At 29.7% G+C, this 24,935-nt stretch carries 21 protein-coding genes and 1 tRNA gene; 13 read left to right on the forward strand and 9 right to left on the reverse strand.

The genetic code is table 11. The features are described 5' to 3' along the window. The first annotated feature begins 188 nt into the window (after window positions 1-188). Complete coding sequence (gene uvrA / locus IEW75_RS09470; RefSeq protein WP_134246711.1) at window positions 189-2,975, forward strand: excinuclease ABC subunit UvrA; 2,787 nt, start codon at window positions 189-191, stop codon at window positions 2,973-2,975. A gap of 52 nt (window positions 2,976-3,027) precedes the next feature. Here uvrA and IEW75_RS09475 read toward each other — a convergent pair whose 3' ends face one another. The 3 genes from IEW75_RS09475 to bshB1 form a co-directional block, all read right to left on the reverse strand. Beyond that, window positions 3,028-3,717 carry a tetratricopeptide repeat protein gene (locus IEW75_RS09475; protein ID WP_134246710.1) on the reverse strand — a complete coding sequence of 230 codons (690 nt, stop codon included), beginning with the start codon at window positions 3,715-3,717 and terminating at the stop codon, window positions 3,028-3,030. 119 nt (window positions 3,718-3,836) lie between these two features. Next, window positions 3,837-3,912: transfer RNA gene (locus tag IEW75_RS09480), tRNA-His, on the reverse strand. Window positions 3,913-3,966: 54 nt separating this feature from the next. Further along, window positions 3,967-4,689 carry a bacillithiol biosynthesis deacetylase BshB1 gene (gene bshB1 / locus IEW75_RS09485; RefSeq protein ID WP_134246709.1) on the reverse strand — a complete coding sequence of 241 codons (723 nt, stop codon included), beginning with the start codon at window positions 4,687-4,689 and terminating at the stop codon, window positions 3,967-3,969. A 103-nt stretch (window positions 4,690-4,792) separates the two neighbouring features. Here bshB1 and IEW75_RS09490 point away from each other — a divergent pair, with 103 nt between their 5' ends. The 8 genes from IEW75_RS09490 to IEW75_RS09525 all read left to right on the forward strand — a co-directional run bounded on the left by IEW75_RS09490 (window position 4,793) and on the right by IEW75_RS09525 (window position 15,953). Next, the gene (locus tag IEW75_RS09490; RefSeq protein ID WP_134246708.1) at window positions 4,793-5,314 is read left to right on the forward strand and encodes a MarR family winged helix-turn-helix transcriptional regulator; all 522 of its coding nucleotides are present in this window, start codon (window positions 4,793-4,795) and stop codon (window positions 5,312-5,314) included. Then, on the forward strand, window positions 5,311-6,432 hold the full coding sequence (locus tag IEW75_RS09495; RefSeq protein ID WP_134246707.1) for an efflux RND transporter periplasmic adaptor subunit: 1,122 nt from the start codon (window positions 5,311-5,313) through the stop codon (window positions 6,430-6,432). The genes IEW75_RS09490 and IEW75_RS09495 overlap by 4 nt, the downstream gene beginning before the upstream one ends. 6 nt (window positions 6,433-6,438) lie before the next feature. Beyond that, window positions 6,439-9,618: an efflux RND transporter permease subunit gene (locus IEW75_RS09500; RefSeq protein ID WP_134246706.1), complete on the forward strand. Its 3,180-nt coding sequence runs from the start codon at window positions 6,439-6,441 to the stop codon at window positions 9,616-9,618. After that, window positions 9,605-10,921, forward strand: coding sequence for a TolC family protein (locus IEW75_RS09505; RefSeq protein ID WP_134246705.1), 1,317 nt, complete (start codon window positions 9,605-9,607; stop codon window positions 10,919-10,921). The genes IEW75_RS09500 and IEW75_RS09505 overlap by 14 nt, the downstream gene beginning before the upstream one ends. A 375-nt stretch (window positions 10,922-11,296) precedes the next feature. Next, window positions 11,297-14,026, forward strand: coding sequence for a pyruvate, phosphate dikinase (gene ppdK, locus IEW75_RS09510; RefSeq protein ID WP_134246704.1), 2,730 nt, complete (start codon window positions 11,297-11,299; stop codon window positions 14,024-14,026). Window positions 14,027-14,113: 87 nt separating this feature from the next. Further along, window positions 14,114-14,878: a Rossmann-like and DUF2520 domain-containing protein gene (locus IEW75_RS09515; RefSeq protein WP_134246703.1), complete on the forward strand. Its 765-nt coding sequence runs from the start codon at window positions 14,114-14,116 to the stop codon at window positions 14,876-14,878. Next, window positions 14,862-15,389, forward strand: a complete 528-nt coding sequence (locus tag IEW75_RS09520; protein WP_134246702.1) for a KdsC family phosphatase — start codon at window positions 14,862-14,864, stop codon at window positions 15,387-15,389. Before IEW75_RS09515 ends, IEW75_RS09520 begins: the two co-directional genes overlap by 17 nt. Before the next feature lie 129 nt (window positions 15,390-15,518). Next, window positions 15,519-15,953 (forward strand): DUF2147 domain-containing protein, encoded by a 435-nt coding sequence (locus IEW75_RS09525; RefSeq protein WP_134246701.1) that lies wholly within the window; start codon window positions 15,519-15,521, stop codon window positions 15,951-15,953. Window positions 15,954-16,112: 159 nt separating this feature from the next. On the opposite strand, the gene IEW75_RS09530 is transcribed toward IEW75_RS09525, so the two are convergent. Further along, entirely contained in the window at window positions 16,113-16,754 is a 642-nt protein-coding gene (locus tag IEW75_RS09530) for a protein-L-isoaspartate(D-aspartate) O-methyltransferase (protein WP_134246700.1), read from the reverse strand. Window positions 16,755-16,840: 86 nt separating this feature from the next. Here IEW75_RS09530 and IEW75_RS09535 point away from each other — a divergent pair, with 86 nt between their 5' ends. Genes IEW75_RS09535 through IEW75_RS09545 form a run of 3 tightly spaced genes read left to right on the forward strand, consistent with a single transcriptional unit; the run spans window position 16,841 to window position 19,479 of the window. Further along, window positions 16,841-17,800 carry a Gfo/Idh/MocA family protein gene (locus tag IEW75_RS09535; protein WP_134247191.1) on the forward strand — a complete coding sequence of 320 codons (960 nt, stop codon included), beginning with the start codon at window positions 16,841-16,843 and terminating at the stop codon, window positions 17,798-17,800. Window position 17,801: 1 nt separating this feature from the next. After that, a complete protein-coding gene (locus IEW75_RS09540; RefSeq protein ID WP_229714425.1) occupies window positions 17,802-18,578 on the forward strand; it encodes a PhzF family phenazine biosynthesis protein in 777 nt (258 codons plus the stop codon). 13 nt (window positions 18,579-18,591) lie between these two features. Continuing rightward, entirely contained in the window at window positions 18,592-19,479 is an 888-nt protein-coding gene (locus IEW75_RS09545; protein ID WP_134246698.1) for a 3-hydroxyacyl-CoA dehydrogenase family protein, read from the forward strand. A gap of 53 nt (window positions 19,480-19,532) precedes the next feature. On the opposite strand, the gene IEW75_RS09550 is transcribed toward IEW75_RS09545, so the two are convergent. From IEW75_RS09550 to IEW75_RS09570, 5 genes are all read right to left on the reverse strand, one after another. Further along, window positions 19,533-19,919 carry a hypothetical protein gene (locus tag IEW75_RS09550; RefSeq protein WP_134246697.1) on the reverse strand — a complete coding sequence of 129 codons (387 nt, stop codon included), beginning with the start codon at window positions 19,917-19,919 and terminating at the stop codon, window positions 19,533-19,535. Window positions 19,920-20,092: 173 nt separating this feature from the next. After that, window positions 20,093-21,205: an efflux RND transporter periplasmic adaptor subunit gene (locus IEW75_RS09555; protein ID WP_134246696.1), complete on the reverse strand. Its 1,113-nt coding sequence runs from the start codon at window positions 21,203-21,205 to the stop codon at window positions 20,093-20,095. A gap of 35 nt (window positions 21,206-21,240) precedes the next feature. Continuing rightward, on the reverse strand, window positions 21,241-22,488 hold the full coding sequence (locus IEW75_RS09560; RefSeq protein ID WP_134246695.1) for an ABC transporter permease: 1,248 nt from the start codon (window positions 22,486-22,488) through the stop codon (window positions 21,241-21,243). Window positions 22,489-22,490: 2 nt separating this feature from the next. Further along, window positions 22,491-23,723 carry an ABC transporter permease gene (locus IEW75_RS09565; protein ID WP_134246694.1) on the reverse strand — a complete coding sequence of 411 codons (1,233 nt, stop codon included), beginning with the start codon at window positions 23,721-23,723 and terminating at the stop codon, window positions 22,491-22,493. A 2-nt stretch (window positions 23,724-23,725) separates the two neighbouring features. After that, window positions 23,726-24,418 (reverse strand): ABC transporter ATP-binding protein, encoded by a 693-nt coding sequence (locus IEW75_RS09570; RefSeq protein WP_134246693.1) that lies wholly within the window; start codon window positions 24,416-24,418, stop codon window positions 23,726-23,728. 98 nt (window positions 24,419-24,516) lie between these two features. Here IEW75_RS09570 and IEW75_RS09575 point away from each other — a divergent pair, with 98 nt between their 5' ends. Continuing rightward, on the forward strand, window positions 24,517-24,927 hold the full coding sequence (locus IEW75_RS09575; RefSeq protein WP_229714426.1) for a thiol-disulfide oxidoreductase DCC family protein: 411 nt from the start codon (window positions 24,517-24,519) through the stop codon (window positions 24,925-24,927). Window positions 24,928-24,935 lie beyond the last annotated feature (8 nt).

A 24,935-nucleotide genomic window follows, 5' to 3' on the forward strand; every position in this document is an offset into this window, starting at 1 on the left:
ATTTTATAAAAGTAAATATGTTATATAAGCGTTCGTTTTTAGAATTATTATTCAAATATGCAGCATATTTTTAACATTTACAAATAAAACTTAAAGAACTATGTGTATTTTTTAAATTATGTTTTCCAAAGCTCTTAAAATTCTCATTAATTGTAATTATCTTTGCTTTTATTTATTTTTTCAAAAGTATGACGAAAAACCTTGCCGCATTAAATCCAAAAGAAAACATTTTAATTAAAGGTGCTAAACTTCATAATTTAAAAAATATTGATGTTGCAATCCCAAGAAATAAATTGGTTGTAATTACGGGTCTTTCTGGATCTGGAAAATCTAGTTTAGCTTTTGATACGTTATTTGCTGAAGGTCAGCGTAGATATGTAGAAAGTTTATCGTCTTATGCTCGTCAATTTTTGGGAAGACTAAACAAACCAAAAGTTGATTATATAAAAGGAATTGCACCCGCTATTGCAATTGAACAAAAGGTAAATTCTACAAATCCACGATCAACCGTTGGAACTTCAACAGAAATTTATGATTATTTAAAATTATTATTCGCCAGAATAGGTAAAACCTACTCTCCTATTTCAGAAAATGAAGTAAAAAAACATACGGTTAGTGATGTTATCAATCACATTAAAACAATAGAGTTAAACACAAAATTACTATTGCTCTCGCCTGTTCATATTCCAGATGAAAGAAGTGTCCTTCAAACATTAAAAATATTAGCGCAACAAGGGTATGCAAGAATAAAGTATAAAGAAAAAATTATTAGAATTGAAGAAATAACAGCAGAAATTGAACACGATTTTCACCTTGTTATAGATAGAATTGTTGTAAAAGATGATGAAGATTTTTTTAATCGTTTGGGTGATGCCATTCAAACTGCCTTTTTCGAAGGAAAAGGCGAGTGTATAATTCAAAATCTAAAAACAAAAAAGGAAATCCTTTTTAATAATAAATTTGAATTAGATGGCATTCAATTTTTAGAGCCAAACACGCATTTGTTCAGTTTTAACAATCCGTATGGTGCTTGTCCAAATTGTGAAGGCTATGGAAATGTTATTGGTGTTGATGAAGATTTGGTAATTCCAAACACCGGACTATCAATTTATGAAGATGTTATTTTACCTTGGAAAACAGATTCCTTTAATCATTATAAAAACGAATTAATTACACACGCTTATAAGTTTGACATTCCTATTCACAAACCTTGGTTTGAACTAACAGAAACTCAAAAAACACTTATCTGGGATGGAAATAGTTCCTTTAATGGATTAAACCATTTTTTCAAACATTTAGAAGAAAAAAGCTATAAAATTCAATATAGAGTAATGCTTTCTCGCTATAGAGGAAAAACTAAATGTACAACGTGTAAAGGCAAAAGATTACGAGAAGAAACCAACTATGTGAAAATTAATACTAAAAATATTAGTGAATTGGTTGATGTACCTTTAAATGAATTAGCTGATTTCTTTAAAAACCTAAAACTTGATGTTTATGAAGAAAAAATAGCAAAACGTTTATTGGTTGAAATTAACAACAGATTACAGTTTTTAAATGATGTTGGCTTAAACTATTTAACCTTAAACAGAACTTCAAATACTTTATCTGGTGGTGAAAGTCAGCGTATTAATTTAGCAACTTCTTTAGGAAGTAGTTTGGTGGGTTCTATGTATATTTTAGATGAACCAAGTATTGGTTTGCATCCAAAAGACACAGGACGTTTAATTAAAGTATTAAAAGATTTGCGCAACTTAGGGAATACAGTTATTGTAGTTGAACATGATGAAGATATTATGAAAGCTGCAGATCTAATAATTGATATTGGTCCTGAGGCTGGTACTTTTGGTGGAGAAATTGTTGCAGAAGGCACTTTTAAAGAGATTTTAAAATCTGACTCATTAACAGCACAATATTTAAATAATACACAGCAAATTGAAATTCCAAAAACAAGAAGAATTTCAAAAAATGCAATAACAGTTATTGGAGCGAGAGAAAATAATTTAAAAAATATTGATGTTACATTTCCTTTAAATTGCTTAACTGTAATTACAGGTGTTTCTGGAAGTGGTAAAAGTACCTTGGTAAGCAAAATATTGTTTCCTGCTGTTCAAAAAAAAATTGGTGGATATGGAGAAAAAGTTGGACAATTCACCGAAATTAAAGGTGATTTTAAAGCTATAGAACATATAGAATTTATCAATCAAAACCCAATTGGTAGATCAAGCAGGTCAAACCCTGTAACATATATTAAAGCTTATGACGACATTAGAGCTTTGTTTGCTTCAGAAAAACTATCAAAAATTAGAAATTACCAACCAAAACATTTTTCATTTAATGTAGAAGGCGGACGTTGTGAGGTTTGTAAAGGTGAAGGTGAAGTTACCATAGAAATGCAATTTATGGCTGATGTACATTTAGAATGTGAAGCCTGTAAAGGAATGCGTTTTAAAAAGGAAGTTTTAGAAGTTAAATTCTACAAAAAATCAATAAATGATATTTTAAATAGCACTATTGATGATGCTATTGCATTTTTTAAAGAATACAACGAAACTAAAATTGTAAAAAAACTACAACCTTTACAAGATGTTGGTTTAGGTTATGTAACATTAGGACAATCTTCTTCTACACTTTCTGGAGGTGAAGCGCAACGTATTAAATTAGCTTCATTTTTAGTAAAAGGAACGCGACAAAGCAAATCTTTGTTTATTTTTGATGAACCTACAACTGGATTACATTTTCACGATATTAAAAAATTATTAAAGTCGTTTAACGCTTTAATAAAAAATGGACATTCAATAATTGTAATTGAACATAATATTGATTTAATAAAATGTGCAGATTATATTATAGATTTGGGTAAAGAAGGTGGTAAAAATGGCGGTTCACTCCTATTTCAAGGAACTCCTGAAGATCTTATAAAATGTAAAGATTCTTTAACAGCACCTTATTTAGCTGAAAAATTAAATTCGTAAAAAATTGAAATCTATTCGTGTTTTCGACTTTGATGATTCGTAATTAAAGACCCTATTCTTCTTTTTTCTCTGAATTTTCTATGGTCGATATTTTACTTTTAGCAAGCACAAAATCTGGAAATAAATTTACAGCACGCATAAAACTTAGCTTAGCTTCTGTTTGTTTATTTAAATTAAGTAAAATAATACCTTCTAAATAAGCAATAGCAGCTTTTAAATCTACACTTTGGTTATAATTTTTATTTACTTGAAAATTCACTTTTATTTCCCCTGTATCTTCAAGTAAATCAGCTCCCTTAATAGATTTATAGGCATCAACAAATTTTTTGGTTGCAACTTGTAAAGTTGCTAATTTATACGCGTGATAATTATTTTTAGTTTTAGCTAATAAATTAGAATATACTTCAACGGCTTTTTCTAAAGCACCCATATTTTCTATAGAAATGGCATTCATTTCTAATAATTCTAAATTATCAGGTTTGTTTTTTAAAATATCGTTGGTTACTAAAAAACTAGAAATATATTTAGCATCATTAAAATACATATAAGCCAAACTATCTTTATAAGTGCTTTGCTCGCCTTCAATTGCAATAATAGAATACATTGCAGCTGCTGCAGCATCTTTATCATTATAACTTAAAGCCAATTTTATTTTTTGCTGTTGCAATTCAATATTACTTGTAGTTTGAGCCAAAATGGAAGTTGTAATTAATAAAGCAACAATGTAGATATAATTTTTCATTTTAATAATTTAATTTATAGTTTGTAAAACTATTAAAATAATTATTAGAAATTGTATTATTTATCATAAAAAGAAAGATTAAAAACAAAAAAAGGTCTGAAAAACAGACCTTTTAATATGGGTGGAAGACCGGGTTCGAACCGGCGACCTCCGGAACCACAATCCGGCGCTCTAACCAGCTGAGCTACAACCACCATTTAATCGCGGATGCAAATGTAAAACATTGTTCAATTTTATACAAACATTTTATTAAATTAATTTATCTAAATTTTCTACAGCTACATAACGCTCTGTATTAAAACCTTCTGCGTGCGATGTGCCAATCAACCTACCTAAATCTTGCGCTCTATAAACAATACTATCTAAAAAATTCTTACTTGAAATTGGAGAACTTGGCTCCTTGCTATTTGGATCATAAAATTGTGAGCTATAAGCTTTTACCGCTGATAATTTAGTCTCAACAAACCCAGACACATCAACAACAAAATCAGGTTCTAAATTTTTCCATTGAATATAATGATATACTTGTTTCGGCCTCCAAGCATCTTGTATATCACCATTCAAATGTGTTTCAATTTTAACCAAACCTGATAAAAAACAAGCGTCAGACACTACTTTACTGCCTTTTGAATGATCTATATGCCGATCGTCAAAAGCATTACATAACACAATATTTGGTTTGTATTTTCGTATTATTTTAATAATTTCAAGCTGATGTGCTTTATCATTACTAAAAAAACCATCAGAAAAAGCTAAATTTTCTCTAATTTCGACACCTAAAATAGTTGCTGCATTTTTAGCTTCTTGATCTCTAATTTCAGCAGAACCCCTTGTACCTAATTCTCCACGTGTTAAATCTAAAATTCCAACTTTTTTTCCTAATGAAATCTCTTTAGCCAAGGTAGCTCCACAGCCTAGTTCCACATCATCTGGGTGCGCTCCCACAGCTAAAACATCTAATTTTAAATCCATAAATTTTTATTTAAAGCAAATATATAACATTTTTATTTTTGAAAATTTATGCTAATTATTCAGACAACTATTTAATTAATTAAAATACTTAAAAATTAGTGCTTTGTTAACATTTATTAACATAGTTGTAGGTGCAACTATGTTAATAAATATTATATTTGCTAAAATTAAAAATATATTGTTCTTAGAAACCTCAATTTTCCCTTGGATTGGTATTATTGCCAAAATGCAAGCTTGTTTTATTAATAAAACCTTTAAAGATCATTCTATTGATCTAAGTATAGAGCAATTTATAGTTTTAAATGTATTAACAAAGAACAACGGTAAAACTCAAAACGATTTGGCGCTTATTACAGAAAGTGATAAAACATCATTATCTCGACTTATTAAAACTATGGAAAAAAAAGGGCTTATTTCTAGAAAATCCATAAAAACAGACAAACGAGTTAAAACTATTTATTTAACTAACTACGGAGAAAAAATATACTTAACTACCTTACCTCTCTTAAAAAAAACTATTAAAAAATTTCAAAAAGGAATTTCTGATACTGAAATTTTTCAAGCAATTGATACTATTAAAAAAATTCAACTAAATATTTCTAAAGTACATTCATTTAAATTATGAGAAAAATAATTATTACAATTTTAAGCCTTTTACTTATTGCGCTGTCAATTATTGGCGGTATGGCTATTGCAAACAGCAACAAAAAAGGAAAACCAACCTTTAATAAAATAGTAAGTACTGTTTATACAACTACAATTGAAAACAAAGCTATTCCTGTTATTATAACAGCAAGTGGTAGTTTAACCGCAAAAAACAAAATTGAGTTATTTTCTGAAGTTCAAGGAATTTTAAAACAGACTTCAAAAAATTATAAAACAGGAACTCAATATGTAAAAAACGAAACTATTATAGCCATAAATAGTGACGAGTTTTATGCAAACTTAAAAGCACAAAAAAGTAATTTATTTAATGCTATTACTGCAATAATGCCAGATATTCAATTAGATTATCCAAATGAATATTTAAAGTGGAAATCATATTTAAATAATTTCGATATCAATAAAACTACTTCTAAACTTCCTGAAACAAATTCTGAAAAAGAAAAGTTCTTTATTTCTGGAAGAGGCATTATTACAAATTATTATAATGTTAAAAATTTAGAAGTTAAACATGCTAAATATACCTTAAAAGCTCCTTTTAATGGCGTTTTAACAGAGGCAATGGTAACTCAAGGCTCTTTGGTTAGAATAGGTCAAAAATTAGGAGAATATATTGACCCATCGGTTTATGAAATGGAAGTAAACATTAATGAATCTAGTGCTAACTTACTTAAAAAGGGAATCAAAGTTACTATTTACAATCTTAATAAAACTAGTAGCTGGGAAGCAACAGTTGTAAGAGTAAATGGAAAAATTGACCAAGCTACACAAACTGTAAAAACCTATTTACAAGTTACAGGAAATCAACTTAGAGAAGGTATGTATTTAACTGCTGATTTAGAATCTAAATCAATTAAAAATGCAATAGAAATATCTCGAAAGTTATTAGTTGATGACACCAAAGTATTCATAGTAAAAGATTCAAGCCTAAACTTAGTTTCCGTAAACCCTGTATACTTTAATGATAATACTGTAATTATACAAGGACTAGAAAATGGAACAACTATTTTATCCAAGCCTCTTCCTGGAGCTTATAATGGCATGTTAGTTAAAACAATTAATGAAACTAACAACAACTAATTTACTATGAAAAAAGTAATTACTTATTTTATAAAATACCCGGTTGCAGTTAATATTTTTATTATTGCATTTATAATTTTTGGAATATTTGGGGTACTTTCAATGAAATCTTCCTTTTTTCCATTAACGGATTCAGATAGCATAAGTGTAAGTGTATCTTACCCTGGAGCATCACCTGAAGAAATGGAAGAAGGTATTGTGCTTAAAATTGAAGATAATTTAAAAGGTATTGTTGGTGTTGATAGAGTTACTTCAGTTTCTAGAGAAAATTCAGCTTCTATTAGTATTGAAGTTGAAAAAGGAAAAGATATTGATGTTGTTTTAGCGGATGTAAAAAATGCAGTTGATAGAGTTCCCTCCTTTCCTTCTGGAATGGAACCTGCTGTTATTTCAAAAATTGAAAGTGTAAGGCAAACCATTTCATTTACAGTAAGTGGGGACAATTTACCTTTGGCAACTTTAAAACAATATGGTAGAACCATAGAAAATGATATTAGAGCAATGGAAGGCATTTCTCAAGTAGCTTTAACTGGTTTTCCCGCTGAAGAAATTGATATAGCAATAAAGGAAAGTGATTTAAGAGCTTATAATATTTCATTTCAAGAAGTTGCTCAGGCAGTTTCAAATGCAAATATTTTAATTTCTGGTGGAAACATAAAAACAACTGATGAGGATTATTTAATTAGAGCGCGTAATAAAAAATACCAAGGATTAGAATTATTAAATATTCCTGTAAAAAGTGATAATTCCGGCAATATTATTAGATTAAGCGATGTTGCAACAGTAAAAGATACTTGGTCTGAAACTCCAGATAGAAGTTACTTTAATGGTGAAGCTGCTTTAAATATTTCTATTACAAATACTAACAATGAAGACTTGATTAAATCTGCTAGTATCGTAAATGAATATATCGATAAATTTAACCAACAATACAATAATGTTAAAATTAATGTTGCCAGCGATAGCTCTGTAACATTAATTCAAAGAACTGAATTACTTGTAAAAAATGGTGTTATAGGTATTTTACTGGTACTCTTTTTTTTATCACTATTTCTTAATCCAAGATTAGCATTTTGGGTAGCAGCTGGATTACCAATTTCGTTTTTTGGAATGTTTGTTTTTGCTCCAATCTTAGATATTACAATAAATGTATTATCACTTTTTGGAATGATTATCGTTATAGGTATTTTGGTTGATGATGGTATTGTTATTGGTGAAAATATTTACAATCACTACGAAAAAGGCAAATCTCCAATTAGAGCAGCCATTGACGGTACCTTAGAAGTAATACCTCCTATTGTTTCTGCAATTATAACAACAATATTAGCTTTTTCAACATTTTATTTTCTAGATGGAAGAATAGGTAAATTTTTTGGTGAAGTTTCGTCAGTAGTAATACTCACGCTCGCTATTTCTTTAATAGAAGCTCTAATTATTTTACCCGCACATATTGCACATTCTAAGGCATTGGTTCGAAAAGAAAAAAAGAAAACAAAAATCAATCAAATTTTCTCAGCTATTAATAGAAAATCTGAAAGTTTTTTATTTTTAATTCGAGATAAGCTCTATGCTCCTTTTTTAAAATTCTTTTTACGAAATAAAATTGCTGGGTTTGCAATTCCAATAGCATTATTAATTTTTACAATTTTTAGTATAAAAGGAGGTATTATTAAAACTGACTTTTTCCCTAAAATAGCAAGTGATAGAGTCGCAATTAACTTAACAATGCCGCAAGGAACTAATGAAAAAATTACAGATTCTATAATTTCTGAAATTGAAAAAGCTGTGTGGTTAGTAAGCGAAGAATATACCGAAAAACAATCTGATAATCAGCGAGTTGTTCAAAATGTAATTAAACGTATTGGTCCTGGAACTTCAAATGCTTCATTAACCGTAAATCTATTACCTGGTGAATCTAGAGAGTTTTCTTCACCTGAAATTACAAATTCAATTAGAGAAAAAGCTGGAACTTTTTATGGTACAGAAAGTTTAACCTACGGTTCTGGTGGTCGTTTTGGAGGAAGTCCTGTTGCTGTTTCTCTTTTAGGAAATAATATTAAGGAGTTAAAAGCTGCAAAAGAAGAGCTTAAAACTGCTTTAAGTTTAGACCCTGAATTAAAAGATATTTCGGATAATGATCCTCAAGGTATTAAAGAAGTACAAATCAAATTAAAAAACGATGCATATATATTAGGCCTAAATCTACAAACAGTAATGAGCCAAGTTAGAGCAGGTTTTTTTGGATATCAAGCACAACGTTTTCAACGTGGACAAGATGAAATTAAGGTTTGGGTACGTTATCTAAAAGAGGATAGATCTTCTATAAAAGATTTAGATAATATGTGGATTATAACACCCACAGGAAATCGCGTTCCTTTTGGAGAAATTGCTACTTATACTATTCAAAGAGGTGAAGTTGCTATAAATCACCTTGCTGGAAAAAGAGAAATTCAAGTAAATGCAGATTTAAAAGATCCAGAAGGTAGTGCCGTAGATGCAATTGAAAATATTAAAACTACTGTTATTCCAGAAATTTTATCAAAATATCCAACAGTATCAGCTATTTATGAAGGACAAAATAGAGAGGCTCAAAAAACTTCTAGTTCAGCATCAAAAACATTTCCTATCATACTATTGTTAATTTATATAACAATTGCATTTACATTTAGGTCTTATGATCAGCCCTTATTATTAATGATTATGATACCTTTTAGTTTAATTGGTGTAGGTTGGGGACATTGGATTCACGGATTCCCCATAAATGTGCTATCTGCGTTGGGAATAATTGCATTAATTGGAATTTTAGTGAACGATGGGTTAGTTCTAATTGGAAAGGTAAATTCAAATTTAAAACAAGGACTAAAATATGATCAGGCATTATTTAAAGCTGGAATTTCTAGATTTAGAGCAATATTTTTAACATCATTAACAACAATTGCTGGTTTAGCTCCTCTTTTATTAGAGAAGAGCAGACAAGCACAATTTTTAAAACCAATGGCACTATCCATTTCTTACGGTATCGGAATCGCTACCATTTTAACTTTAGTTATGCTACCCTTATTATTATCGTTAGGTAATTCTATAAAAGTATTTTTAAAATGGTTAAGAACTGGTGAAAAAGTTACAAAAGAAGAAGTTGAAAGAGCAATTATTGAATCAAATATTAAGGAAGATGAATTATATTAATAAGATAGTAATTATATTTTTACTTTGTTTTACAAGCAGTTTTGCTCAAGAAAAACTAACTAAAGAAGACGCCGTTAAGTTAGCTTTAGAAAATAATTATGGCATTTTAATTGCAAAAAATAATGTTAAAATTGCTGAAAACAATTCAAACTTAAATAATAGTGGTTATTTACCTCGAATAACTGCAAATGCAGGTGCTAACTATAATTTAAATGATACTGAAAACACATTACAAAACGGCACTATTTCAGAAAACAATGGCGCAGAATCTAAATCTTACAACGCATCAATTGGCTTAAATTACACACTTTTTGATGGTTTAGGAAGATCTTACAATTATAAAAAATTAAAAGAAATCCATAATTTATCTAAACTAGAAGCACAAACTGTAATTGAAAACTCATTATTACAAATTTTTTCAATTTACTATAATGTAGCACAATTGACTGAGGATAGTAGAAATATTAGTGAATCTTTAAACGTTTCTAAACAACGTTTATTAAGAGCAAACTATGGCTTTGAATATGGTCAAAACACAAAACTTCAAGTGTTAAATGCAGAAGTTGATGTTAATAACGACAGTATTAGATACATAAATACACGTCGTTTATTAGCAAATTCTAAAAGAGATTTGAATTTAGCATTAGCAAGAAATGTTTATACAGATTTTTCAGTAGAAACAAATATTGAATTTAATTTAGATTTTGACTTAAATACACTTTTAGAAAAAGCTAAAAATTACAATATTGAAATTCAAAAAGTCAATAAAAACTTAGAGTTAAGTGAATTTGATATAAAAATTAACAAATCTACTTTATTACCAACTTTAAACTTAAATAGTTCTTATGGTTTTAATAAATTTGATAACGATGCTAGTTTTAATTACGCAACACAATTTTCTCAGGGTTTAAATGCCGGTTTGAGTTTAAATTGGAATTTATTTGATGGCGGAGCTTCAAAAACACGAATCCAAAATGCAAAGATTTATGAAGATAATTTAAAAGTCCAAAAAGAAAAAGTATTAAATGAACTAGAACGAAACGTAGCAAATGCTTTAGAGGTTTATAATAATTCTTTGTTTATTTTAAATGCTGAAGAAAAAAATGTTGAAACCAATAAAAACAATTTTTCAAGAACTGAAGAAAAATTTAAGTTAGGACAAGCAACTTCTATAGAGTTTAGACAAGCTCAAATAAACCTATTAAACGCACAATCTAATTTAAATGCTGCGAAATACGACGCTAAAAATGCAGAATTAATATTATTACAAATTTCTGGAGAATTGCTTAATACCAGTTTTTAACTAGCTTTTATTAATTCAAAGTATCTAGGAATTCATCACAAAACATTTTAAAAAATTTAAGAAAGATACGTTCTAACCTTAATATTTAATACATTTCTATGTTTTATTCAAAATTTTTATTTCAAACCTTTTGACTATTTCTATGCTATTTTTTTAATAAATTTCTTTTTTATATACAGCAGGTTAAATAAAAATCTTAAAAATCATCAGGAATTGATAATTCCAGCAAATACTTTCTATTTTAAAAGTAACAAAAATTACTTTGTGTTGAAAACCGAAAAATATGATGACAAAAATCATATTATACTTTATAGACTGTGCTTAAATTTGTAGCCATTATAACAAGAAGATTAATAAATAAACAAATAAAATAAGATGGAGACGCTACAAGAAGTGAAAACCAGAGTTTACAAGTTTGGAAATAAAACTGCAGACGGTAATAGTACAATGAAAAACCTTTTAGGAGGTAAAGGAGCTAACTTAGCTGAAATGGGATTAATAGGAATACCTGTTCCTCCTGGATTTACAATTACAACAGAAGTTTGTACAGAATACAACAAGTTTGGACAAGATGCGGTTGTTAAAATGATAACTAGGGAAGTTGAAGATGCTATAGAAAATATAGAAAATATAATGGGATCTAAATTTGGAGACAAAGAAGATCCGTTATTAGTTTCTGTGCGTTCTGGTGCAAGAGTTTCAATGCCAGGAATGATGGATACAGTATTAAACTTAGGTTTAAATGATGAAGTTGTTGTTGGTTTGGCTGAAAAATCTGGAAACGAGCGTTTCGCTTGGGATTCTTACAGAAGATTTATTCAAATGTATGGTGATGTTGTTTTAGGTATGAAACCAGAATCAAAAGAAGATATAGATCCTTTTGAAGAAATCATGGAAGCTTTAAAACATAAACGTAATATAGAGTTAGATACAGATTTTACAGTTCAAGATTTAAAAGACCTTTGTTACGATTTTAAAGATGCTGTAAAAAAACGTACTGGACACGATTTTCCAACAAACCCTTGGGATCAACTTTGGGGAGCTGTTGTAGCTGTATTTAATAGCTGGAACGGTGATAGAGCCGTATATTATAGAAACATGAATGGTTATCCAAGTGAATGGGGTACTGCTGTAAATGTTCAAGCAATGGTTTATGGAAATATGGGTGATAACTCTGGTACCGGTGTTTGTTTTACACGTGATGCAGGAACAGGTGAAAACCTTTTTAATGGTGAATATTTAATTAATGCACAAGGTGAAGATGTAGTTGCTGGAACAAGAACTCCACAACAAATTACAAAAATTGGTTCTTTGCGTTGGGCTGAATTAGCAAAAGTTGAAGAAGCTGAAAGAGCTGAATTATACCCTTCATTAGAAGAGTTAATGCCAGAAATTTATAATGAATTAAATGAATACCAACAAAAATTAGAATTACATTACAAAGATATGCAAGATATGGAGTTCACCATGCAAGATGGTAAACTTTGGATTCTTCAAACTCGTAATGGAAAACGTACTGGTGCGGCAATGGTTAAAATTGCAATGGATTCATTAAAAGAAGGACTTATAACTGAAGAACAAGCAATATTGCAAATTGAGCCTAATAAATTAGATGAATTATTGCATCCAGTATTCGACCCTAAAGCTTTAAAATCTGCAAACGTAATTGCTCAAGGATTACCTGCATCTCCTGGAGCTGCAACTGGTCAAATTGTATTTTTTGCTGATGAAGCAGACAAATTTAAAAAGAGCATCTTAGTTCGTATTGAAACATCTCCTGAAGATTTAGAAGGTATGAATATTGCAACAGGTATTTTAACTGCACGTGGAGGTATGACTTCTCACGCAGCTGTTGTTGCACGTGGAATGGGTAAATGTTGTGTATCTGGTGCAGGAGCATTAAAAATTAATTATAAAAACAGAACATTAATAGTTGATGGACATGAATATCACGAAGGTGATTGGATTTCTTTAAATGGTTCTACAGGAAATATTATTGAAGGAAAAGTTGCAACTATTGAGCCAGAATTAAGTGGTGAATTTGCAGAAATAATGGAATTATCAGACAAGTTTGCAACTATGAAGGTTAGAACAAATGCTGATTCTCCAAAAGATGCAAAAGTTGCTGTTAAGTTTGGTGCACAAGGTATTGGTTTAACAAGAACTGAACATATGTTCTTTGAAGTTGACCGTATTAAAGCAATGCGTGAAATGATTTTATCTGACACTGTTAAAGGTAGAAAAGAAGCTTTAGACCAATTATTACCTATGCAACGTGAAGATTTTGAAGGAATTTTTGAAGCAATGGCCGGACTACCTGTTACAGTACGTTTATTAGATCCACCTTTACACGAATTTGTTCCTCACGCTTTAGCACAACAAAAAGAACTAGCAGAAGAAATGCACATTTCTTTAGAAGCTGTTAAAAATAAAATTGCTGAGTTAGAAGAATTTAACCCAATGTTAGGTCATAGAGGTTGTAGATTAGGAATTACGTATCCTGAAATTACAGAAATGCAAGCAAGAGCAATAATTGAAGCTGCTTTAAACTTAAAAGAAAGAGGTATTGAAGCGAAACCAGAAATTATGATTCCATTAATTGGAACAATAGCTGAGTTTGAAAATCAAGAAGCTGTTATTAGAGCAACTGCAAACAAAGTATTTGAAGAAAGAAATGATACTATTGAGTATTTAGTTGGAACAATGATTGAAATTCCAAGAGCAGCTTTAACTGCTGATTTAATTGCTAAGAAAGCTGAATTCTTCTCTTTTGGAACAAACGATTTAACACAAATGGCATTTGGTTATTCTCGTGATGATGCAGGTAAATTCTTACCAATTTACATTGAACACGGAATTCTTAAAGTTGATCCTTTTGAAGTATTAGATCAAGAAGGTGTTGGGCAATTAGTAAAAATGGGTACAGAAAAAGGTAGAAGTACAAAACCAAATTTAAAAGTTGGTATTTGTGGTGAACACGGAGGTGAACCAAGTTCTGTAGAATTTTGTTTTAATACAGGGATGAATTATGTAAGTTGTTCTCCATATAGAGTGCCAATTGCTAGAATTGCTTCAGCGCAAGCAGCAATTAAAAAACAAGCCTAATATAGTAGTTTTTAGTTAATAGATAAAAAACTCCAACTTTTAAAAGTTGGAGTTTTTTTTGTTCTTCATTTAAAGTATCTTCGTGATATGATAAAAATTAGTATAATTGGTGGTGGTGGCAATGTTGGTTATCATTTAGCAGCTATTTTGTTAAAATCAAAAAATATTGAACTAATTGAGGTTTATAACAGAACGCTTGACAAAATTCAGTATTTAAAAAATGTTACTTCAGTAACAACTAATTTAAATCAATTAAAAGAAGCTGATATTTATATAATTTGTGTTGCAGATGATGCTATTTCAGAAGTTTCAGAAAAGCTGAATTTCAACAATAAATTAATCGTTCACACTTCGGGAAGTGTAGCAATGAAAGAATTAAAATGCAAAGCAAACAAGGGTGTCTTTTACTTACTTCAATCTTTTTCAAAAGATAAAAAAATTGATTTTTTTAATATCCCAATTTGTATTGAAGCTACATCTAAACCAGATTTAAAATTACTGGAAAATTTGGCTAAAACTATTTCGAAAAACTGTTATAGTATTAATTCTGAACAACGTAAAAAATTACATGTAGCAGCGGTTTTTGTCAATAATTTTGTAAATCATTTATATTTTATTGGCAATCAAATTTGTGAAGAAAATAACATTCCTTTTGAAATCTTACACCCTATAATTAAAGAAACTGCTTCAAAAATTGAAACTTTAACTCCTTTTGATGCTCAAACGGGTCCAGCAAAGAGAAACGACAAAAAAACACTCAAAAAACACGAAGCTATGTTGACTAAAAATCAAAAAGAAATTTATAAATTGCTCACCCAATCTATTTACAACACTTATGGAAAAAAGTTATAAAGAAATAATGCCACAAATTGACACATTTATTTTTGATGTTGATGGTGTTTTAACCAATGGTATTATTACCATAACTACAAACGGAGAATTGATTAGAAATATGAGTATTAAGGACGGTTATGCACTAAAAACTGCTGTAAATGCTGGTTATAATGTGTGTATTATTTCTGGTGGAAGCAATGAAGGTGTTCGTAAGCGTTTAGAAGGTTTAGGAATCACTGATATCTACTTAGGAACACATACCAAAACCATTCAATTAGAAGACTATTTTACCAAAAACAATATCAATCCCAAAAATGTGTTGTATATGGGTGATGATATTCCAGATTTTCCTGTTATGAAAATCGTAGGATTGCCTTGTTGTCCAAAAGATGCAGTACCTGAAATTCAAGATATTTCAAAATATATTTCACAAAAAAAAGGAGGAACAGGTTGTGTACGTGATGTTATTGAACAGGTTTTAAAAGTTCAAGGAAAATGGATGCAACAATTTGATGCACAAACAGATTAATAATAAATTTACTTTATAAACAACATTTATTTAACCAAATATGAAATGAGCATGCTAAAAAGTTTATCGACTAATGAAATGACGAATAGCGAGTAGCATGTGACTATTAAACCAAAATAACACAAACACATGAAAAAAACAATCTCAATTCTTAGCTGCCTATTTTTTATAGGAATTCTTTCCGTGCAATCTCAATCTATTTTTGGAAAATGGAAAACTATTGATGATGAAACAGGAAATGAAAAATCTATTGTAGAAATCTATCAAAAAGATGGAAAAGCCTATGCAAAAATTGTTGAACTCCTTGAAAAAGGAAAAGAAGATAAAGTTTGTGAAGAATGTAAGGGTGCTAAGAAAAACAAACCTATTAAAGGAATGGAAATAATTAATGGCCTTTCTAAAGACGGTGATGAATGGAATGACGCCAAAATATTAGATCCTAAAACTGGAAAAGAGTATAAATGTTATATAACTCTAGATGGGACAAACAAACTTAAGGTAAGAGGTTATGTAGGTTTTGCTTTACTTGGAAGAACACAATTTTGGCATAAAGTTGAAGAATAAAATTAAAAACTTACTTGAAAATTCTATGCACAAATCCAATACTAAATTCGGTATCATATGCCTAACTTAGATTGGATTTTATATGTTCACCTATATTAAAAATTACTTTTAGGTTTTTTTAACGTATTTATAGCGTAAAGTTTTAAACCAATTTTACAGTTAATTACGCTCTTTTAACATTGGAACAAATCTAAAATTGCCGAATTCATGTTTTTCAAAGTCTTTTTCACCAGTTCGAACAAATAACGTCATCGTTTGCACTTCATCTCCAACAGGGATTACCAACCTACCTCCTATTTTTAATTGTGCTAATAAGGGTTTTGGTACAAATGGAGCACCAGCTGTTACAATAATTCCATCAAAAGGCGCTTCTTCTGGTAATCCTTTATAGCCATCCCCAAAAATAATTTTTTTTGGTTTGTAATTTAATTTAGGTAAAAATAATTTGGTCTTTTTAAAGAGCTCTTTCTGGCGTTCAATAGTATAAACTCGTATACCAATTTCCAGTAAAACTGCCGTTTGATAACCAGATCCAGTACCAATCTCTAAAACCTTATCATTTGGTTTCACCTGCAATAATTCAGTTTGAAAGGCTACAGTATAAGGCTGCGAGATTGTTTGTTCTGCAGCAATAGGAAATGCTTTATCTTGGTAAGCAAAATCAACAAACCCAGAATCCATAAATAAATGTCGTGGTACAGCGGCAATAGCGTTTAAAACATTCTTATCAATAATACCTTTCTCATTAATTGTGGTGACTAATTGATTTCTAAGTCCTTGATGTTTGTGAGTATCTTTCACTTTTATTTAAAATTTGAAAGGCTAAAAATAGGAATAAATGCATAAAGATTGTTACTTTTGTTTACATAAAATTATACATTCTTATGATACTAAAAGCAGGCGTTTTAGGAGCTGGTCATCTCGGCAAGATTCATTTAAAATTATTAAACCAATCAAAAAAATACGAATTAGTTGGATTTTATGATCCAATTGAGGAAAATGCACAGAAAGTTGCGGAAGAATTTGGGTATAAAAAATTCAATTCCGTCCAAGAATTAATTGATGCTGTTGATGTAGTTGATATTGTAACTCCTACGCTTTCACATTTCGATTGCGCTAAAGAGTCAATAGAAAAAGGAAAACATATTTTTATTGAAAAACCGATTACAAAAACTGTTGAAGAAGCTGACGCCATTATTAAATTAGCTGAAAAACATACTGTTAAAGGACAAGTTGGACACGTAGAACGATTTAATCCAGCTTTTATCGCTGTTAAAGATACCATTGTAAATCCAATGTTTATTGAAACACATAGGTTGGCAGAATTTAATCCAAGAGGTACGGATGTTCCTGTTGTTTTAGACTTAATGATTCATGATATTGATATTATTTTAAGTGTCGTAAAATCAAAAGTTAAAAGTGTACATGCAAGCGGCGTTTCTGTAATTAGTGATACTCCAGACATTGCAAATGCACGTATAGAGTTTGAAAATGGCTGTGTCGCCAATTTAACTGCTAGTAGAATTTCATTAAAAAATATGCGTAAATCTCGTTTCTTTCAAAAAGATGCGTACATAGCTGTTGACTTTTTTGAAAAAGCTACTGAGGTTGTTAAAATGAAAGATGCTCCAAAAGTACCTGGAGATTTTGATATGATTTTACAAAATGCTGAAGGAATTAAAAAACAAATCTATTTTGAAAATCCTACAATAGCTACAAACAATGCGATTTTAGATGAATTGGAAACTTTTGCTGATGCAATTGTAACTAATACAGCACCAATTGTTACTTTAGAACAAGGTACAGAAGCATTGCGTGTTGCACACATGATTATTAATGATTTCTAGTATGAAAATTTATCAAGTTGATGCTTTTACAAATGAAACTTTTAAAGGAAACCCAGCTGCGGTTTGTCCTTTAGAAGAGTGGATTTCAGATGATTTAATGCAACATATTGCAGAAGAAAATAATGTATCTGAAACAGTTTTTTTTGTTAATAAAAACACTCAATTTGAGCTTAGGTGGTTTACCCCTACTTGCGAAGTAGATTTATGTGGACATGCAACTTTAGCAGCTGCCCACATTATTTTTACTGAATTAAATTATAAAGAATCGGTTTTAGAATTTAGTTCAAAAAGCGGTGTTTTAACAGTTGAAAAGAATGAAGATTGGTACACCCTTAATTTTCCTTCGGAAGCAATTGAAGAAATTGAAACTCCTCAAATTTTAAAAGATGCGCTAAATACTCCAATTTTAAAAACCTTTAAAGGAATTTGGAAATTATTAGTTGTATTAGAGAATGAAGCTATTATAAAAAACTTGACTCCAAATTTTTCAAAATTAACGGAACTTGAAGCTCCAGGAATTATAGTAACTTCAAAAGGAAATGAAGTAGATTTCGTTTCTCGATTTTTTGCTCCAAAAATTGGTATTAATGAAGATCCAGTTACTGGCTCTGCGCACACCTTATTAATTCCTTTCTGGGCTAAAAAACTAAATAACAACAACTTAATTGCAATTCAGCTTTCAAAAAGAACAGGTTATTTAAAATGCAACTATTTAAATGAAAGAGTTGAAATAAGTGGACAAGCAATCACTTTTTTAAAAGGAGAATTAATAATTTAATAATCTAATTAATATGAAAAATATAGCAGTTATAGGAGCTGGTACAATGGGCAATGGAATTGCTCATGTATTTGCGCAAAATAATTATAAAGTTCAACTAATTGATATTTCGAAAGAATCTTTAAGTAAAGGTTTGGCTACAATTACTAAAAACTTAGATAGATTAGTTGCAAAAGATAAAATTACGGAGATCATAAAACAAGAAACTCTAAATAATATTACAACTTTCACATCAATTGTTGATGGTGTAAAAAACAGTGATTTAGTTGTTGAAGCTGCGACTGAAAATATAGCTTTAAAATTAAAAATATTTAAAGAACTCGATGAAGTTGCTCCTAAAGAAGCAATTTTAGCTTCAAATACTTCATCTATTTCAATTACACAAATTGCGGCAGTTACTAACAGACCAGAAAAAGTTATTGGAATGCATTTTATGAATCCGGTTCCAATTATGAAATTGGTTGAAATTATTAGAGGCTATTCAACATCTCAAGAAGTTACTTCAATAATCATGAAACTTTCAGAAAGTTTAGGTAAAGTTCCTGTTGAAGTAAATGATTACCCTGGATTTGTTGCAAACAGAATTTTAATGCCAATGCTTAATGAAGCCATTGAAACCCTGTACAATGGCGTAGCTGGAGTTTATGAAATTGATACTGTAATGAAGTTAGGAATGGCACATCCAATGGGGCCATTACAATTAGCCGATTTTATTGGGTTAGATGTTTGTCTATCTATCTTAAATATAATTTACGATGGATTTAAAAATCCAAAATATGCACCTTGTCCGTTACTTATAAATATGGTACAAGCAGGTAAATTAGGTATTAAAACGGGTGAAGGATTTTATGATTATACTGAGAATAGAAAAGCTGAAAAAATCTCAAAACAATTTAGTTAAAAAAAACTACTTGTTAAAAAAAACCTTTCCATTTCTGGAAAGGTTTTTTTTAATTAAAGGTATTTTAAGAAAAAATCCATCATATCCTCTTTTAAATCATAATGCATTCTTACAAATGTTTTCATTTCATCCTTTAACGTTACTTGTTTTTCAGGAAATTTAACTTCTGGATTATTTTGGTATTTAGCTTGTGCTATTTCGCGTTTTTTCATTCTAAGCCGATGCCTCAACTGCCCCATTACTTCTCTTTCTCGAATTATTTTATTTTGAAAACCTTCTAGTTGTATCATAACATCTTTTCCAAGGTTTCGCATGGCAACATACTCTAATTTTTCTTCAAAATAATCCATTTCACTTTCTTGAAATTTCAACTCTCTTTTCCATACTTCAAGATTGAAGTTTAGATCACTTAAGAATAATAACTGACTCTCCATATTCATATTGGCTTTAAAATTTTATATAATAAATTTCGAACTTTTAATTTAAATTTTATCTGATAAAAATCATACATAAAAAATAATTTTATGTGGTTAAAAGTATTAGTATAAAGATATAAAAAAAGTGTTTTAATAAAAATTAAAACACTTTTAAAAAATTATAAATCAATAATTATTTAGTTATTACCTTCTTCTTCTTCTTTCTTAGAAGTTTTATTCCAAATTTTAATTTCATCATCTATAGTTACACCAGATAAAATTTCTACATTAATTCCATCCGAGATACCAAGTTCTACATCACGTTTTTCAAATTCTTGATCACCTATTTTTACTTCAACATAAGGTGTTTCAGTTTTTTTATCGAATTGCAGTAATGCTTCTTTAATGGAAAGTACACTGTCTTTTTTTTCTAAAACTATATCTGCATTTGCGCTGTAACCTGCTCTTACAAAAAATTCATCATCTAATGTTACATCTCCTTTTATTTTAAATTGTACAGCCCCATTTTCTTCTGTTCCTTTTGGTGCTATAAAATTTAATTTTGCAGGATATTTTTTCTTCTCAATTGCTCCTAAAGAAACTTCTAAAACAGTTCCATTTTTAATTTTACCAACTTCAGCCTCATCAACTTTTCCTTCAAAAATCATTTTGGTCATATCTGCAATTGTTGCAATTGTAGTACCAGCATTAAATGTATTACTTTCAATAACTTGATTTCCTTTACGTACTGGGATCTCTAAAATAGTACCAGAAATTTCTGCTTTCACATTGGTATTTGCTGTTTTACCCATACCTGCTGTTGAACCTTTTTTTATTATTTGAAGATTGTCCTTTGCATTTCTTAAATCTTGTTGTGCACTATTATAACTTAATTCGGCAGCTTCAAATTCTGAACGCGCCTTAACACCTTTTTCAAATAAGCCTTTAATTCTATCGTAATTTGTTTTTGCATTATCAAAACGCAATTGTGCATTTTTAACGTTTCCTTGTGCACTGTTTAAACTTTGTACATTTGGAACTACTCTGATTGTTGCAATTAAATCTCCCACTGCTACTTCCGCTCCTTCCTCAACAAAAATTTCTTCAATAATACCTGATACTTTTGGTTTTATTTCAGCTTCTTCTAAAGGAACAACTTTACCAGTTGCAACTGTTTTCTTAATAATATTTGTTTTAAATGGCGTTTCAGTTTCGTATTGAATTGGAGATTGACTATTTTTTGCCCCGAACCAAAGTAAAACAGCTATAAGTGCTACTGCTATTCCTCCAAAAATTAATGTTTTTTTCATTAGTTAATTATTTTCTTATTAGTTAATTTCTATCTTTATTCTTCTCTTAATGCTTCTATTGGTCTTATACTAACTGCTGTTTGTGCAGGAATCATCCCTATTAATGTTCCCAATACTACTAAAGTTAGAGCAGCAATTAATACTACTGGTATATCTACAGTTGGATTTGTTAAAGCTGCATCTGGTCCTTTACCTATTGTTGCATCAATTAACATAAGTACTAAGCCTCCAAAAATAATTCCTAAAGCTCCGGCGATACTTGTTAAAAAGACAGATTCTAAAATTATTTGTCTTTTTATTTCCCAAGGTTTAGCTCCTAATGCTCTTCGTATTCCAATTTCTTTAGTACGCTCTTTAACAGTAATAAGAAGTATATTTCCAATTGCAAAAACACCTGCAATTAATGTGGCAATACCTACAAACCAAGTTAAAAATTGCATTCCTGTTAAAAACCTTGTTACTTGTGCAATGCGTTCCCCTAAATTAAAACTACCAAAAGCTCTTTCATCTTCGGGATGTACTTTATGCAAGTTTCTTAAAAGCAATTTTACATCTGCCTCAATTTGGGTAATATCATACTCTGGTTTCCCTGTTACCATCATCCAACCAACGCTATCTCCTCTATTGTAAACTTGTTGAAAAGTTGTAAAAGGGATATGTATATTTCCTTGAGGTCCACCACCACCAATTTGACCTTCTTTATACATTCCAACAATATTGTAATTTATGTTGTTAATTTTAATATAAGTACCTATTGGATATACACCTTTATCGAAAAGTTGTTTGTATATTTCTTCTTCAATTACACAAACTTTTTTCTTTTCTTTAATATCATTATCATTAATAAATCTGCCATAAACTAGGTCTTTCTTTTGCACATTATCCAATTCTGGGTAATCTCCAAATATTCCAAAATTTCCCGACTTAAAATTATTTACAGCTAATGCTTGTGTTTGATGACGTGGTACTACAAACTCAAGTCCTTCAATTTCTTTTTTAATATTTTCTAAATCAGACACTTTTAAGGTAAGTCTTTTACCTTCTTGAAATCCCTTAAATGGTTTACTTGTAGATTGTGCCCACACAAAAACACTATTTGTTGCAAAACTTCCAAATATTTTATTAAAATTATTTTCTACACCTTTAGCGGCTCCTAATAAAACAACTAATAAAAAAATACCCCACATTACACCAATAATGGTAATACCAGTTCGCATTTTATTTTTACGAATACTACTATAAATTTCTTGCCAAGTGTCTTTATCAATTAAAAATTTTAACATAATTATTCGTCGTTTAATGCTACAATTGGTTTTATACTAGCTGCTCTTTTAGCTGGAATATAACCAGCGATGGTTCCTGCAATAATTAATACTATTGTTGCACCAACTACTACATAGGTTTCTACACTTGGATTTAAAATAAAATACTTTTCTTCTAAAGTATCTCCTATCGCCTTTAACGCAAAAACACCAATCATTAAACCAGAATAACCTGCAATAGCTGTAACAAAAATTGATTCCATCATAATCATTCCAACAATGGATCTAGGTGTTGCTCCTAGTGCTTTTCGGATACCTAATTCTTTAGTACGTTCCTTCACTATATAAACCATAATATTACTTATACCAATAACACCCGCTATCAAAGTTCCAATTCCTATAAATAATATTATTACATTTAAAACAATCATAAATTGTTGCACATTTTTGGTACCTTCAGCATAATTACGAACTCTAATAGCACCTTGATCTCTTGGGTCAACATTGTGTTTTTCTTTCAACATTTTAGTTAAAAGATTACTAAAGGCTATTGCTTGATCAACATTTAAATCTGGACTAAAAGTCATTCCAATATAATCTAATTCATCATTTGGTTTGTACATTCCTTGAAATGTTGAAAAGGGCGTATAAATATAGCGCTCATCATTATCACCACCAGGATCTTTAAAAACACCTACCACTTTATAGGATATACCTTCAATATTTAAATTTTTACCAAGAGCACTAAAATTTCCAAATAAATCTTTTTCAACAAGTTTTCCAATTGCAACAACTTTAGATTTTCTTTCGACATCTAAATAGGTTAAAAACCTACCATCTATAATTTCTGCTGACTCTAAAGGTTGATAATCTGGATATACAGCTCTAACCGTATATCTATTTTGCTCACCTTTATAAATAACTTGCATATTTCTCTGAATATTCGGACTAAAGAATTGAATTTTATCCGAAAATTCTTGATTTATAAATTTTGAATCATCGTTTCTAAATTGAATTCTTCTCCCACTTTGCAAGCCTTTATAGGGTTTTGTGGTTAAACCAGAATTTACATAAATAGAGTTTTGAGAATCTCCTGCAAATTGTTCTTCAAAAGTGTGCTTTAATCCATTTCCTACGCCAAATAATAAGGTAAACAATAAAATAGCAAATGCAATTGTAAAACCAGAAAGTGCTGTTCTTAGTTTATTTTTATTCAATGACTGGAAAATTTCTCTCCAACGGTCTAAATCGAACATAATTAAGCGTTTACTTTTTTATTAACTTTCTCATCGCTTATAATTACACCATCTTTTAAACGAACAATTCTGTCTGTTTGTTCTGCAATGTCTTCTTCGTGCGTAATTACAAAAACAGTCATTCCTTCTCTATTAATATCTTTTAGTAATTGCATTACAGAAGCTGATGTTGCAGAATCTAATGCTCCTGTTGGCTCATCTGCCAAAACTACCTTTGGGTTTGTAGCCAGCGCTCTAGCAACGGCAACACGTTGTTTTTCACCCCCCGAAAGTTCGCTTGGTAAATGGTCGGCCCTATCTTTTAATCCAACTTTTTCTAAATATTGCATTGCTACTTTTTGACGTTCTTTTCTTCCCATACCTTGATAATACAGTGGAAGCGCAACATTTTCTATAGCTGTTTTGTAGGTAATTAGATTGAATGATTGAAAAACAAAGCCTAGAAATTTATTTCTTAAAATTGCAGCTTTCTTTTCATCTAACTTTTCAATTTTTTGTCCATTTAAATAATAATTACCTTCATCGTGGTTATCTAATAACCCAACAATATTTAATAAGGTTGATTTTCCAGAACCTGATGAACCCATAATGGAAACGAATTCACCTTCTTTTATATGTAAATCTAAACCTTTTAAAACATGAAGAGAATCTTTTCCTATTGGATATGATTTATGCAGTTTTTCAATCTTAATCATTTGGTTGTTGTTTTTAACGAAATTATAAATTGCTATTGAAACTAGGTATTAATTTTATGTTAAAAGAAACTTATTCGTTTAACATGTATCTTTGCCTAGTGGACAATTTAAAAAACAAATCAATACTACTTTTTGATGGTGTTTGTAACCTTTGCAATGCGTCGGTTAATTTCATTATAAAACACGATAAAAAGGCACATTTTAAATTTGCTTCTCTTCAATCAGACGCTGCAAAAGAACTATTGTTACAATACAAAGCGAAAAAAATTAAAATGGATTCTATTATACTTATTGAAAATGGCACTTTCTATAAAAAATCTACTGCAGCGATAATAATTTCAAAAAAATTAAATGGGGGCTTTAAAATATTGTATGTATTTATTATAATTCCAACATTTATAAGAGATTGGGTATATAATTATATTGCCAAAAACCGTTATAAATGGTTTGGAAAAAAAGATAGTTGTATGATTCCAACTAAAGAATTAAAAAAAAGATTTATAGAATAATTTAAAAG

It is taken from the genome of Lutibacter litoralis, assembly GCF_014646675.1.
Lineage (GTDB): Bacteria > Bacteroidota > Bacteroidia > Flavobacteriales > Flavobacteriaceae > Lutibacter > Lutibacter litoralis.